Annotated in this window: 12 protein-coding genes; 4 read left to right on the forward strand and 8 right to left on the reverse strand. The window is 68.7% G+C overall.

What is annotated here, in order from left to right:
* Positions 1 to 10: 10 nt before the first annotated feature.
* Genes MKCMC460_RS25055 through MKCMC460_RS25065 form a run of 3 tightly spaced genes read left to right on the forward strand, consistent with a single transcriptional unit; the run spans position 11 to position 2,345 of the window.
* Positions 11 to 796 carry an Mce protein gene (locus tag MKCMC460_RS25055; RefSeq protein ID WP_236977746.1) on the forward strand — a complete coding sequence of 262 codons (786 nt, stop codon included), beginning with the start codon at positions 11 to 13 and terminating at the stop codon, positions 794 to 796.
* Between the two features lie 14 nt (positions 797 to 810).
* Positions 811 to 1,524, forward strand: a complete 714-nt coding sequence (locus MKCMC460_RS25060) for a tetratricopeptide repeat protein (protein WP_236977749.1) — start codon at positions 811 to 813, stop codon at positions 1,522 to 1,524.
* Positions 1,525 to 1,529: 5 nt separating this feature from the next.
* Entirely contained in the window at positions 1,530 to 2,345 is an 816-nt protein-coding gene (locus tag MKCMC460_RS25065; protein ID WP_238306045.1) for an RsiV family protein, read from the forward strand.
* A 45-nt stretch (positions 2,346 to 2,390) separates the two neighbouring features.
* Here MKCMC460_RS25065 and MKCMC460_RS25070 read toward each other — a convergent pair whose 3' ends face one another.
* The 8 genes from MKCMC460_RS25070 to mfd form a co-directional block, all read right to left on the reverse strand.
* Positions 2,391 to 2,810 carry a hypothetical protein gene (locus tag MKCMC460_RS25070; protein WP_236977752.1) on the reverse strand — a complete coding sequence of 140 codons (420 nt, stop codon included), beginning with the start codon at positions 2,808 to 2,810 and terminating at the stop codon, positions 2,391 to 2,393.
* A 68-nt stretch (positions 2,811 to 2,878) separates the two neighbouring features.
* On the reverse strand, positions 2,879 to 3,847 hold the full coding sequence (locus MKCMC460_RS25075; RefSeq protein ID WP_236977753.1) for a Ppx/GppA phosphatase family protein: 969 nt from the start codon (positions 3,845 to 3,847) through the stop codon (positions 2,879 to 2,881).
* Positions 3,838 to 4,326 carry a DUF501 domain-containing protein gene (locus MKCMC460_RS25080; protein ID WP_236977754.1) on the reverse strand — a complete coding sequence of 163 codons (489 nt, stop codon included), beginning with the start codon at positions 4,324 to 4,326 and terminating at the stop codon, positions 3,838 to 3,840. The genes MKCMC460_RS25075 and MKCMC460_RS25080 overlap by 10 nt, the downstream gene beginning before the upstream one ends.
* Positions 4,319 to 5,017 (reverse strand): septum formation initiator family protein, encoded by a 699-nt coding sequence (locus tag MKCMC460_RS25085; protein WP_238304991.1) that lies wholly within the window; start codon positions 5,015 to 5,017, stop codon positions 4,319 to 4,321. Before MKCMC460_RS25085 ends, MKCMC460_RS25080 begins: the two co-directional genes overlap by 8 nt.
* A gap of 6 nt (positions 5,018 to 5,023) precedes the next feature.
* The gene (eno, locus tag MKCMC460_RS25090; RefSeq protein ID WP_236977755.1) at positions 5,024 to 6,313 is read right to left on the reverse strand and encodes a phosphopyruvate hydratase; all 1,290 of its coding nucleotides are present in this window, start codon (positions 6,311 to 6,313) and stop codon (positions 5,024 to 5,026) included.
* Between the two features lie 48 nt (positions 6,314 to 6,361).
* Complete coding sequence (locus tag MKCMC460_RS25095; protein WP_238304992.1) at positions 6,362 to 7,102, reverse strand: lytic transglycosylase domain-containing protein; 741 nt, start codon at positions 7,100 to 7,102, stop codon at positions 6,362 to 6,364.
* Between the two features lie 263 nt (positions 7,103 to 7,365).
* Complete coding sequence (locus MKCMC460_RS25100; RefSeq protein ID WP_238304993.1) at positions 7,366 to 8,451, reverse strand: nucleoside triphosphate pyrophosphohydrolase; 1,086 nt, start codon at positions 8,449 to 8,451, stop codon at positions 7,366 to 7,368.
* Positions 8,451 to 12,089 carry a transcription-repair coupling factor gene (gene mfd / locus MKCMC460_RS25105; protein WP_236977757.1) on the reverse strand — a complete coding sequence of 1,213 codons (3,639 nt, stop codon included), beginning with the start codon at positions 12,087 to 12,089 and terminating at the stop codon, positions 8,451 to 8,453. The genes MKCMC460_RS25100 and mfd overlap by 1 nt, the downstream gene beginning before the upstream one ends.
* A gap of 107 nt (positions 12,090 to 12,196) precedes the next feature.
* On the opposite strand from mfd, the gene MKCMC460_RS25110 reads away from it, so the two are divergent.
* Positions 12,197 to 13,507 (forward strand): diaminopimelate decarboxylase, encoded by a 1,311-nt coding sequence (locus tag MKCMC460_RS25110; RefSeq protein WP_238304994.1) that lies wholly within the window; start codon positions 12,197 to 12,199, stop codon positions 13,505 to 13,507.
* The last annotated feature ends 3 nt before the right edge of the window (positions 13,508 to 13,510 follow it).

Raw genomic sequence — 13,510 nt, forward strand, 5'->3', positions numbered from 1 at the left:
TGGAGCCGCGGTGCGTAAGCAAACCTCAACCAAAAGCGTTTTCCACCAGCTCGCCGAGCTGGACGATCCGGCCGGGCCGGTCGATCTCGCTGAGCCGGACGATCGGGACGATCCGGACAGCACATCACCCGCCGTAGCGGCCGCCGCGGACGCTGACGCCGCTGACGACGCTGAGGCCACCGAGGACGTTGCCGACGCCGACGACGCCCAGGCGTGCGAAGCCGACGGCGCCGAGGAAACCGAGGAAACCGACGGCGCCGACAAAGCCGAGGAAGCCGATCAGACCGGCGAAACCGCCGGCACCAAGCCGCCCGGACGTCGGCGCCGGCGCGTCGTCGCCGTCATGGTCGGCGCCCTGCTGGTCGCGGCCCTGGGGTGCGCGGGATATCTGGGCTGGCGGGTCAAGCAGATCGACGAGACCACCGCGGCCGGTCAGGCGGCGATGGAGGCCGCGCGCAACTACGCCGTCATCTTGACCACTCTCGACTCGAAAGACATCGACAAGAACTACCGACAGGCACTCGACGGGGCCACCGGGGAATTCAAGGACCAATACAGCCAGGGGTCCGCGCAGCTGCGTCAGATCCTGATCGACAACGGCGCGGCGGGCAAAGGCATCGTCGTCGACTCGGCGATCAAGTCGGCGACCAAGACCAAAGTCGAGGTGCTGCTTTTCGTCGACCAATCGGTCACCAACGCCGTGCGTCCCAGCCCGCGCATCGACCGCAACCGGGTCATGATGACCATGCAGCTCGTTGACGGTCGCTGGCTGGCCAGCAAAGTCGAAATCATCTAGCAAACAGCGAAGGTATGAGATCTGTGGAAATTACGGTGCAGACCGGCGTTGCCGAACTGGGCGACGAAGAATCGGCCCAGGAACCCTCGTCCGGACCCTCGGCCGACGCCGACGCCGACGACGACGAAGAGCAGGACGACGAGAACGACCAGTCCCAAGGTCCCGGCGGTGAGCAGGAAAAGGCAAGTAAGCGCCGCCCATGGCGGCGCGCCGCCGCGGCCCTGGCCACTCCGCGGCGCTGGATCAGATCAGCGATTCGATGGGTTGCCGCGGTGCTGTTGGGGGCCGTCCTGGCCGCGGCCGGCTACGCGGGCTGGCTGCTGTATCAGCAACACCAAACCGACATCGACGCCAGGCAGGCCCTCGACGCGGCAAAGCAGTACGCCGTCACACTCACCAGCACCGACCCCAACGCGGTCGACACGAATTTCAACGACATCCTCAACGGCGCAACCGGAGAGTTCAAAGATCAATACACCAAGGCCGGTTCGCTGCTGCGCAAGGCGATGATCGACAACAAGGTTGCTACGCACGGCACCGTGTTGGACTCGGCGGTCAAATCCGCGAGTCCGCACCGGGTTGAGGTGCTGCTATTCGTCGAGCAGTCGGTCACCAACTCCTCGACCCCCCAACCGGGAGTCGAGGTGAACGCCATCGCGATCACCATGGAGAAGGTGGGCGGCCGCTGGCTGGCCAGCAAGGTCGTCTTACCGGGACAACGCCGGTGAGCGGCATGAAGCTGGTGATGGCGGGCCTGGGAGCCCTGGCGGCGGTGGCGTCGGTGGCGACCCTGGTGACCGCGCCTGCGGCAACGGCGGCCGCCGACCAGTTCTGCTCCGAGCTAGCTGCGACCTGGGACGGGGCACGGTGTACGACCGTGGTCACCTCGCAACTCAAAGCCGAGCGGTTGATCTCCTTCGACTTGCCGGAGCCGATGCTGGACAACCCCACCTCAGGTCCGGCCGTCCGGGGCTTCTACCACAAACTCATGGACGGTTGGCGTCACAGCGGTGCGGAAGCACCGCGGGACAGCCGCGCGAGCGCCGATTACCAGCTTTACGCCGGGCCGGGGGCGGTGCAGTCGTTGATCGTTCACGAGGTGTTGGAGCCGTTCGGACTTCAGGCCAACAACGCCTACCGGTCGTTCGTGTTCGATATGGCCCAGGGACGCCGGCTCATGATTGCCGACCTGTTCAAGCCGGGCGTCGACCCGTTGAGCGCGATACCGCCGGCCACCGAAGCGATCCTGCCGGGGGCGCTGGACGCCGCCGCGCCCCCGCACCCGCCCAATAACTATCCGTTCACCGTTGCCGAATGGACACCGGGGCCCAACGGCCTCGGGTTCACCGGTGGGTATCAGGCCTTTGCGCTCACGCCGGACAGTCTGATTCTGTACATGCCCGACGCGCCGATGCAGCAGGGAAACCCCCGCCCCGGCCGATCGTCAACGCTGAACCCGGCGTGGTCGATGGACGGCGGAACCGTCACGATCCAGGTGCCGCTGTCCGCGCTCGCCGGCTCGCTGCGCCCGGAATTCGGTGGCGCGTAGGCGAATTCGGACCGAAGCCGGCAAGCGTGCGCGTCGGCTCGGCGCTCACCCGGTTGTGTAGACGGACCATGTGCAGTACCGGCGCGCCGCCAGCAAATGACTCCTCGCCGCATTGAGGTCAGCCGTCAACCAGAGTTCGTCCGAGCCTTCCTGCAGGTAGCGCCGATCGTGATCGAGCTTGGCGGCCAAGATGTCCGACCAGTTCCGCAGGTCCACCGCGGTCACGCCGGACACCTGGTACAAGGGCTGCGCGGCCTGGCGGATCTGACTTCCTACGCCCGGCGGCGTATACCCTTGCGGTTCAACCTGATCGAAGGCCGCTTCGAGCTGATCGCCCGCCGCCATGATGGTGTCGCATTCCGGATCGTGCGCGGTGGCCACCGGCGCGGTCAGCAAGCAGACCACCATTGCGGCGATGGCCTGAGTCAAGAGCAGAATTCGTCCAGTCCTGCTGAACATGACCATGACTCTAGGGCAGCCCGCTTAGTTGGTGAAGAGGTTTGGGATCACCGACCGCGCAGCGGGTCCGGCGCCTACCCATCGCCCGCCATGGACAGCACAATGCCGTCCAGGATGTCGTGTTCGCTGACCACCAACTCGCCGATACCGGCCCGCTGGTGCAGTTCGCGGGCCAGCTCCTGCACCACGATCGCCCCGCCGCCGATCACGTCCACGCGGCCTTCGTGCATGGGCCCCAGCGCGGCACGCTGCGCACGGGTCATGCCGAGCAGCCCGTCGCACACGTCCAGCAACGAATCGAGCGGCACCCGCGAAAGATGAATGACCGCAGGGTCATAGGAGGTCATGTGGTGCGCCAACGCCGACAGCGTGGTCATGGTCCCGGCCAACCCCACCCAGGTTCGGGCGGCTTCGACCGGCACCGCGCGCAGCGCAACGTCGAGCCGTTCCCGCACCACTTTCCGCGCTGCGGACACCTCGGCGGCGGTCGGCGGGTCGGCGTGCAGGCAGCGTTCGGTCAGCCTGACGCAGCCGATGTCTGCGGAGTAACTGGCGGCGACCTCGCCGCTGCGGTCCCCGGCCTGGCCGAGCACGATCTCGGTCGACCCGCCACCCAGGTCGACAACCACGAAAGGTGCTCCGGCGCCGTCTAACTCACCAACCGCGCCGCGGAACGAGAGTTCGGCCTCCTGCGCGCCGCTGATCACCTCGGCTCGCGACCCGACGATCACCGAGCCCAGCACTTCGGCGGTCATCGCAAAGAAGACGTCGCGGTTGGCGGCATCGCGGGTGGCCGAGGTGGCCACCATCCGTACCCGCTGCACGTGGTGTTCCGCGAGCAGCGCGGCGTAGTCGGTCAGCGCCGCCCGGGTGCGCGCGATCGCCTCCGGCGCGAACTCGCCCGTCGCATCCACCCCTTGACCCAGCCGCACGATCCGCATCTCGCGATGGACATCGCGCAGCCGCCCGTCTCTGAAGTCCGCGATCAACAGGCGAATCGAATTGGTACCGCAGTCGATTCCGGCGAGCCGAGTCAAAGCCACTGTCCCCCAACCAAAGCCGCCGTGGCCGGCTCGGCGACCAACAGCACCAGCGCTTCGTCCCCGAACGGATTGACACCCGGGCCTTTGGCCAGCGAGTGCGCGATCAACACGTGCAGGCATTTGACCCGATCGGGCATGCCGCCGCCGGAAAACGTGGTGCCCAGCTCTTCGATCGCGTCCCGCTCGGCCAGGTACGACTCGTGGGCCCGCCGGTAGGCGGCGGCCAGATCGGGGTCGTGGTGCAGTCGTTCGGTCATCTCGCGCATCAGTCCGGTGGTCTCCAGTCTGCTCGCCGCCGCCGTCAGCACCGGGTGCGTCAAGTAGTACAGCGTCGGAAACGGAGTTCCGTCAGGCAGTTTCGGGGCGGTCTTCACCACGCCGGGGGAACCGTCGCGGCATCGGAAGGCGACCTCCAGCACCCCGCGCGGCTCACGGCCGAGTTGGCGGGCCACCGCGTCCAGGTCGGCAGGCTCAACCACCGGGCGTCGTCGGGTTCGGCGGCACCGGAGCGGGTTCGGGGGCCGGGTTGGCGCCGGGCGGTAGGTGCGGGGCGTCGGCGATGGTGTGCCACAACGCCGTGTACCAGGGCTCGTTTTTGGCGTGACCGCTCGCCTCGGTGCCGGGCTGCTGCGGGGTCGCCGCGCCCGGCGGCAGCTGCACCTGGAACGGGATGTCGCCGGGCTTGACGAACCCGAGGCGCTCGCGCGCCTGCGCCGCAATGTACGCCGGATCGGCCAACTGGCCCTTGCGCTGTTCGAGTTCGGCGATCTGGCGGCGCAGCGCGGCCTCGGACGCCGACAACTGCTCCATCTCGGTGCGCTGCGCGAAATAGGTGCGCACCGGTCCGGCGATGGTCAGGGTCAGCACGCACATCACCGCGGCCAGGATCGCCGCGCGGCGTGCGGTGAAACCCAGCCGCTGATCCGAACGCTGGTCCACCGATTCGGTGAACGACCGTTTGATCGGCTCGACGACGTGCTCCTGCAGCGAGCGGGTCGCGGCGCGGCTCTCGTCGGGCGCGGTCTGGGTGGGCTTTGACGACGGCCGCGCGACCGGCTTGGCCGCGGGTTTGGAGTAGGAGTTCGCCGAGCGCCGGCCCCGACCCGAATCGCCGGCCTTCCCCGGGCGCGATGCCGGGGAACGACGTCTCGGATCGGACTTGGCGGCCAAGCTGCGTTACTTCGCGTCCATCGCGAAGCGCGGGAACGCCAGATCACCGGCGTACCGGGCGGCATCGCCCAGCGCCTCCTCGATCCGCAGCAACTGGTTGTACTTGGCCACCCGCTCACTGCGCGCCGGCGCACCGGTCTTGATCTGACCGCTACCCACGGCCACCGCCAGGTCGGCGATGGTGGTGTCCTCCGTCTCGCCGCTGCGATGGCTCATCATCGTGCGGTATCCGCTGTGGTGCGCCAGCGCCACCGCATCAAGGGTCTCGGTCAGCGTCCCGATCTGATTCACCTTGACCAGCAACGCATTTGCCACACCCCGCTCGATACCTTCTTCGAGGCGTTCGGGATTGGTGACGAACAGGTCGTCACCGACGATCTGCACCCGGTCGCCGATACCGGCCGTCAACGCGGCCCAGCCGTCCCAATCGTCTTCGGACAGCGGGTCTTCGATGGACACCAGCGGATAGGAGCCGAGCAGCCCGGCATAGAACTCCGTCATCTGCTCGGCGGTGCGGGTCGACCCCTCGAAGCTGTAGCCGGTGCCTTCGGTGTGAAACTCGGTGGCGGCCACGTCGAGGGCCAGTGCGACGTCCACGCCGAGTTGGAAGCCGGCGGACTCGATGGCCCGGCTGATCAGGTCCAGGGCCGCGGTGGTGCCGGACACGTCCGGCGCGAAGCCACCCTCGTCGCCCAGCCCGGTGGACAGCCCCTCTTTCTTCAGAACCGACTTGAGTGAGTGGTAGACCTCCGCGCCCCAGCGCAAAGCCTCGCTGAAACTCGGCGCGCCGATGGGCGCCACCATGAACTCCTGGACGTCGACGCCGGTGTCGGCGTGCGCGCCGCCGTTAACGATGTTCATCATCGGCACCGGCAGGATGTGCGCGTTGGGACCGCCCAGGTACCGAAACAACGGCAGGGCGGCGCTGTCGGCGGCCGCCTTGGCCACCGCCAGCGACACGCCCAGGATGGCGTTGGCGCCCAGCCGGGATTTGTCCGGGGTGCCGTCGAGGTCCACCAACGCCTGGTCGACCAGCCGCTGGTCGTCGGCGTTGAGCCCGATCACCGCGGGCCCGATCTCGTCCAGCACGGCCTGGACGGCGTTTTTCACGCCCTTGCCGCCGTAGCGGTCGCCACCGTCACGCAATTCGACGGCCTCGTGCTCGCCGGTCGAAGCGCCCGAAGGCACCGCAGCCCGTGCGAAGGTCCCGTCGATCAGCGCGACTTCGACCTCCACGGTCGGGTTGCCGCGGGAGTCGAGAATCTCACGCGCTCCGACCTGCTCGATAATCGGCACTGGGCTCTCCTTTGCGTGCGGGTGCGTCAAACGTCAGCGATCATCTTTCTACAGCGGATGGCCGGCCGCATAGGCGGTCGCCCAGTCGCGAACCGCCCGCGCGTACACACCGGAGTTGTTGTAGGCGCGCAGCGCGGTGATCCATCCCCGAGGTGTCCCGAGATCCTTTCCGCGCCAGCACAAGTAACCTGCGGCCGACAACGCGGCGTCGTCGATGTTGTCGACGTTGGGCTTGGCGTGTTCTTTCGCCGAAACCCCGTAGAGTCGCCAGGTTTCGGCGATGAACTGCATGGGACCCATGGCGCGCTGCACCCCGTCGTCGTCAGACGCGCCGCTCGAGGCGGCCGTGTCGTCGTCGACGATCCGCAGATTGCCGCCGGTGCCGTCCAGGCGGACACCGCGAATGGGCGGCGTCACATCCCCGTTGGGCGCGATCGTCGCACCCCGATAGGTGCCGTTGTGGCTTTCCACCTGCCCGATGCCGGCCAGCGTCGTCCAGGCGATATGACACTTGGGGTTTTCCACCTCGGCCACCCGGGCGGCGTACGCATAGGCCTCCAAGGCGGTGACGGGCATCTCCAGGGCCGGCGCGCGTTGCTGCGCCCAGTCCCGCAACTGGTCGGCCGGCCTGCCGGGGGCGTGGGTGTCCACCGGCGGCACCGGGTCCCCCGCCGGCGGCGGCACGCCCTCGGGGATGAACAGGCTCAGTTGCCAGGTACAACTTGACGCCAACAGCATCGCGGTCGCCCCTATCACGGCGACCGCGCGCAACCAACGTCTCGGCGACACAACTTCCCCTGTCGGTCTCCTTGCCGGAGCCATTCACCCGTTTTCGTCCCGCTCATCGTCCCACGGCTTGGGGGTGGGCCCCGGCTGGTGCACCACCCAGCAAACAGAATTGGTGCGCCACTTTCGTCACTATGGGATGCCGCCGCGCAAGACAGCAATCGTAGAAGACGGTCAATCAGCTGTTATTGCCAATGTTGGCAAACTTCGCTATGTCCGTTGATGTGCGAAACGCCTGAGTCCGCGCAAAGCTCGACGCTCGGCGCTTAACGGCGGCCTTTGCGCTTTTTGGCGCCACCGCGAGATTCCTTGGCGGCACTCGCTTCGGTCGCCGCCTGCTCGGGATCCAAGACGTCGACCAGGGAGTCTTCCGGGGCCTCGTCGGGCCCCGTTTGGTAGCCCGCCGCGCCCCCGCCCGTCGGCCAATGGGCTCGCCACTCCTCCTCGGTGACGAAGCCGAGCGGAGCCATGTCGAGTTCCTCGGCGATGCTGTCCCCGCGCCGGGCCGCAGCGATGGCCCGCTCGGCAGTGCGGACCGTCTCGACGAAGTCCAAAACAGCGGCCCGAAGATCGTTCTCCGCATCGACCTCGGGAGTCAGCGTGATGGTGGTGAGTTCAGCGGGGATGAACTCACCGGGCACCCCGGCCTGGGTCACCCGCTGAATCACCTTCTGCGCCAACGCCAATGCCGGCTGTCCCGTGTGCACGTCGTCCAGCACCGAGTTACGCGACTTGCGCGACCGCTCCGACGCCTTGGCCTCTTCCCACTGGGCGAGCTGGTCCTGCAACGAAATCTCTTCGCCCGCAAGCACTCCCGGCACGCGGTTGCCGAGTTTACGCATCAGTGTGTCGGCGACGTCGTCGATGCTGAACGGTAGCAGCGCCTCGTCCTCGGCGATGCGGGCGTGAAAGAGGACCTGCAGCAGCAGGTCACCGAGCTCGTCGCGGAGTGCGTCGATGTTGCCGCTCTGCACGGCGTCGAGCAGCTCGTAGGTCTCTTCCAGCAGGTACCGGCGCAGCGAATCGTGGGTCTGCTCGCTTTCCCACGGGCCGGCGGTACGCAGCTTGTCCATCATCGCGACGGCGTCGACGAGCCGTTCGCCGCGCTGCCGCTCGGGTGCCGCGATCAGCCGTGCACCGGCGGCCAGCCGGGCGGTGACGGCGGGATGCTTGGGGTCCGACGACAGCAGCACCGGCGCCTCCTCGCCGGTGTACGCCGGGTGCGCATCCGGCAGCGACCACGGCACCGCGATCGGCATCTCCTCGGTGTACTGCACCTGACCGCACAGCAGCTCGATCGCCTCCACCGGCACCAGCGCCGGGCGGCGGGGGTCGACCAGGACGACAATCATCAGCCTTGCCGCTCCTCACTCGGCGTACTCGACTGGCCGACATCCTGTTGCGGCTTGCCCGCCAGCGCGGTCACCAAGTCAGCCACCATCTGCACCAATTCGACATCACGGATGTGTCCCGCGCCAATACCGCCCGCCCGCGGAATCGGAACCTGCACCGTAGCCGTGGTGGCCCGGTACCGTCCGCCCGGGTACATCCGCGCCAGCCGCACCTGGGCGGAGTCCGGCAGCGTCAGCGGGGAGAGCCGCACCGTCGCCGCCGACACGGCGCTGACCTCGGTGATGCCGGACGCCCGGCACAGCAGCCGCAGCCGGGCCACCGCCACCAGGCGGTCGGCCGGCTCGGGCAACGGCCCGTACCGGTCTTTGAGTTCCTCGACCACCGACTCCACGGCCGCGTCGTCCTGAGCCGAGGCCAACCGCCGGTAGGCCTCCAGCCGGAGCCGGTCGCTGGCGATGTAGTCCGGCGGCAGGTGTGCGTCGACCGGCAGGTCGATCCGCACGTCCTTGGGCTCTTCCGCGGTGGTGACGGTCTCGCCGTCGGCCGCGGCCTTGTACGCCTCCACCGCCTCGCCGACCAGCCGCACATAAAGGTCGAAGCCGACGCCGGCGACGTGTCCGGACTGCTCGACCCCCAACACGTTGCCGGCGCCGCGGATCTCCAGGTCCTTCAACGCCACCGCCATGCCCGCGCCCAGCTCGTTGTTCTGCGCGATGGTGGCCAACCGGTCGTAGGCGGTCTCGGTCAGCGGCGCGTTCGGCGGATACAGGAAGTAGGCGTAGCCCCGTTCCCGGCTGCGCCCCACCCGGCCGCGCAACTGGTGTAGCTGGGACAGGCCGAAGGTGTCGGCGCGCTCCACGATCAGGGTGTTGGCGTTGGAGATGTCCAGCCCGGTCTCGATGATCGTGGTGCACACCAGGATGTCGTAGTCGCGGTTCCAGAAGCCCTGCACGGTGCGTTCCAGCAGCTCCTCGGGCATCTGACCGTGCGCGACCACCACCCGCGCCTCGGGCACCAGCTCGCGCAGCCGCGCGGCGGCCGAGTCGATCGAGCTGACCCGGTTGTGCACGTAGAACGCCTGTCCGTCGCGCAGCAGCTCGCGCCGCAGTGCCGCGGCGATCTGCTTGTCGTCGTGCGGGCCAACGTAGGTCAGCACCGGGTAGCGCTCCTCGGGCGGGGTGAGGATCGTCGACATCTCGCGGATGCCGGCCAGGCTCATTTCCAGCGTGCGCGGGATCGGGGTGGCGCTCATGGTCAGCACGTCGACGTGGCTGCGCAGCGCCTTGATGTGCTCCTTATGCTCGACGCCGAACCGTTGCTCCTCGTCGACCACGACCAGGCCGAGATCCTTCCAGCGCACCCCGGTCTGCAGCAGCCGGTGCGTGCCGATCACCACGTCCACCGACCCGTCGGCCAGGCCGTCGATCACCGCGCGGGATTCGGCGGGATCGGTGAACCGGGAGAGGCCCTTGACGGTGACCGGGAAGCCGGCCATCCGGTCGGTGAAGGTCTGCAGATGCTGGTCGGCCAGCAGCGTGGTGGGCACCAGCACCGCGACCTGCTTGCCGTCCTGCACCGCCTTGAACGCCGCCCGCACCGCGATCTCGGTCTTGCCGTAGCCGACGTCGCCGCAGATCACCCGGTCCATCGGGATCGGCTTTTCCATGTCGGACTTGACTTCGGTGATCGCGGTGAGCTGGTCGACGGTCTCGGTGAAGCCGAACGCGTCCTCCATCTCGGCCTGCCAGGGCGTGTCCGGGGCGAACGCGTGCCCCGGGCTGGCCTGCCGCTTGGCGTACAGCGCCACCAGCTCGCCGGCGATCTCCCGCACCGCTTTGCGGGCCTTGGTTTTGGTGTTGGTCCAGTCGCTGCCGCCGAGACGGCTCAGCGCGGGCGCCTGGCCGCCGACGTAGCGGGACAGCTGATCCAGCGAGTCCATCGGGACATACAGCTTGTCCGAGCCGCCGCCCCGCTTCGCCGAGGCGTACTCCAGCACCAGGTATTCGCGACGGGCCCCGCCGACGGTGCGTTCGACCATCTCCACGAACCGGCCGATGCCGTGCTGGTCGTGCACCACCAGGTCGCCGGCGTTCAGCGCCAGCGGGTCGACGGTGTTGCGCCGCTTGGCCGCCAGCCGTTTGCCCTCGACGGCGGTGGCGCGGCTGCCGGTGAGGTCGGCTTCGGTGATCACGACGAGGTTGGCGCCCTCGACGATGACCCCGTCGTGCAGCGGGCCCTTGAGGACGCCGACCACCCCCGGTTTGGGTGTGGCGCCCGGGTCCAGCATGGCCGCGGCGATGTCGGACTCGGCCAGCCGCTCGACCATGCGGTGGGCGGTGCCGGTGCCGGGTGCGACCATCGCGGCGTACCCGCCGGTCGCCACGTGCGCGCGCAGCATGGCGAAAATTCCGTCGATATCGTGCTGGTGTCCGCGCGCCGACGGCGCCGGGCGGATCCCGAGCTCGACGGCCGCCTCGTCGGAGAGCTGGCTCAACGTCCACCAGGGATGGCCCGCGGCGGCCGCCGCCGTCTGGACCTCGTCCAGCTCGGCGAACCCGGAGCCGCCCAGCGCTTCGACGTCGACCGGCGCGTCAGTGCCCAGGGCCGCCACCGACCACGACGCCTCTAGGAACTCCCGGCCGGTCTTGATCAGGTCGCCCGCGCGGGTACGCACCTTTTCCGGGTCGCACACCAGCACCGGAGTGCCGTCGGCCAGCTGATCGGTGAGCAACGCATGATCGTCGGGGCGCAGCACCGGCAGCAGCGCCTCCATCCCGTCGGTCGGGATGCCCTCGGCCAGCTTGGCCAGCATGTCGATGATGCTGCCGGTGACGGTGTTCTCGGTGGCGGGATGTTCTTTGGCGAGTTCGCCCGCACGCGCTTTCACCTCAGGGGTGAGCAGCAATTCCCGGCAGGCGACCGCGATCAGCGTCTGCACCTCGATCTCCGGGATCGAGCGCTGGTCGGCGACCGAGAACATCCGCATCTCGGTGATCTCGTCACCCCAGAACTCGACCCGCACCGGATGTTCGGCGGTGGGCGCGAAAATGTCCAGAATCCCGCCGCGGACGGCGAATTCACCGCGGCGGCCAACCATGTCCACCCGGGTGTAGGCCAACTCGACCAACCGCTGCGCGACGTCCTCGAACGGGATCTCGTCACCGACCGTCAGCGTCAGCGGTTCCTGGCGGCCCAGCTGCGGCGCCATCGGCTGCAGCAGTGATCTGACCGCCGTCACCACCACGCGCAGCGGGGGACCCAGCCGCTCGTCGTCCGGGTGAGCCAGCCTGCGCAGCACCATCATCCGGCTGCCGACGGTGTCGATGCCGGGCGACAGTCGCTCGTGCGGCAGCGTCTCCCAGGACGGGAAGACGGCCACTGCGTCGCCGAACACCCCACGCAACTCCGCGGTCAGGTCGTCGGCCTCCCGGCCGGTGGCGGTGACCACCAGCAGCGGGCCGAGTTGGGCCAGCGCGCTGGCCACGAAAAGGCGCGCGCTGGCCGGCCCGACCAGCGGCAGTTCGGTGGGGCGATCGGAGGCACGCTCGATGAGCTGTTGGAAAGTCGGTGCGGTCAACGCCAATTCGACGAGCCCCGCGATCGGGGTGTCTGGGCTAGCAGCCCCCGGTGCGGTCATGATGTCGCCATTCTAGGGGCGTTCGAGGTCGTCAATTTTCGGCCCTGCGCCGTCAAGGATCCGTAAGCAAAGCGGAATCCGCCCGGATCGAGGCGCACGTTTAGTTCATGACACTGCTGGATTTGCTGCCCACCATGGGCAAAGCCGCACCTCGTCGGCTGGACCCGGCGCTCTGGCCGACGACGGCGTCGTGTGACGAAGGAGGCCGGATCTGTGTCGGTGGGGTACCGCTCACAGACGTCGCCGACGAATTCGACACCCCCGCCTATGTGATCGACGAAGCCGACTTCCGGCAGCGGGCCCGCCGCTGCCGCAAGGTGCTGCGGGACGTCGAGCTGGTCTACCCGGGAAAGGCGCTGCCGGCCACCGCGGCGGCGTGCTGGGCACGCGAGGAGGGGCTCGGCATCGACGTCAGCTCACCGGGTGAACTGGCGGTGGCCCTGGCCGGTGGCGTGGACCCGGCGCGGATCGTCATGCACGGCAACGCCAAGTCCCCCGCCGAGCTGCGCCAGGCCGTCGCGGTGAGCGTCGGGCGCATCGTGCTGGACTCCGACATCGAGATCGCCTACCTGGCCGGCCTGGCCCGGCGACGCCAAAAGGTGCTCATCCGGGTCACACCGGACCTCGACGTGCACGGACAACGCAGCTGGGCCGCAATCAGCGCCGAGTTCGGGTTCGCCCTGGACCGGGGCCAGGCCGTCGACGCAGTGGGCCGGGTGCTGGCGCATCCCATCCTCGACCTGGTCGGGCTGCATTGCCACTTGCCCAGCCGGGGCTCGCACGCCGCCGACGCCGCGTGGTTCGGCGAGGCGATCCACCGGATGATCGCGGCGATGGCCGACATCCGCGCCCGTCACGGCGTCATCCTCACCGAGCTGCACATCGGCGGCGGGCTGCCGCAGCGCCGTGGTTTCGATCTCGGCGAGTTGGCTGCCGTCGTTGAGGACGCGCTGGACGAAGGCTGCGCGGCCGAGCACTTTCCGCGGCCCACCGTGGTGGTGGAGCCCGGCCCGGCGATCATCGCGCAAGCCGGTGTGGCGCTCTACCGGGTGTGCTCGGTGCAGAACCGACCCAGCGGGCGCGTCGTCGTCACGGTCGACGGCAGCATCGGCGATCCGGTTTCGGTCGCGTTGGCAAACCGGCATCCCCTGGTGAACCGCCAAGTCGTCACCGTGGCTGATCGGCACTGCGTGGCCGGCGAGGAGATCGTCCGCGACGTCGAGCTACCGGCCGACGTGCGGCCGGGCGACCTGCTGGCGGTCGCGGGCATTCCGGCTCACCATGGCGTGGCATCCAACTTGGTCGGCCGTCCGCCGCTGCTGGCGCTGAACCGTGGGCGGGTGCGCGAGCTGGTGCGCCGCGAGACGGTCAACGACCTGCTGTCCCGCGACTGTCTCGCCGTCGAGCGTGGAGCCTGATCT

The sequence above is a fragment of the Mycobacterium sp. 20KCMC460 genome (assembly GCF_022179425.1).
Classification (GTDB): domain Bacteria; phylum Actinomycetota; class Actinomycetes; order Mycobacteriales; family Mycobacteriaceae; genus Mycobacterium; species Mycobacterium kiyosense.

Bases quoted from the DNA above. Each gene is read 5' to 3' on its own strand.
- MKCMC460_RS25065 (WP_238306045.1), top strand. From the start codon at position 1,530: ATGAAGCTGGTGATGGCGGGCCTGGGAGCCCTGGCGGCGGTGGCGTCG.
- mfd (WP_236977757.1), bottom strand. From the start codon at position 12,089: ATGACCGCACCGGGGGCTGCTAGCCCAGACACCCCGATCGCGGGGCTC.
- MKCMC460_RS25110 (WP_238304994.1), top strand. From the start codon at position 12,197: ATGACACTGCTGGATTTGCTGCCCACCATGGGCAAAGCCGCACCTCGT.
- MKCMC460_RS25060 (WP_236977749.1), top strand. From the start codon at position 811: ATGAGATCTGTGGAAATTACGGTGCAGACCGGCGTTGCCGAACTGGGC.
- MKCMC460_RS25100 (WP_238304993.1), bottom strand. From the start codon at position 8,451: ATGATTGTCGTCCTGGTCGACCCCCGCCGCCCGGCGCTGGTGCCGGTG.
- MKCMC460_RS25070 (WP_236977752.1), bottom strand. From the start codon at position 2,810: ATGGTCATGTTCAGCAGGACTGGACGAATTCTGCTCTTGACTCAGGCC.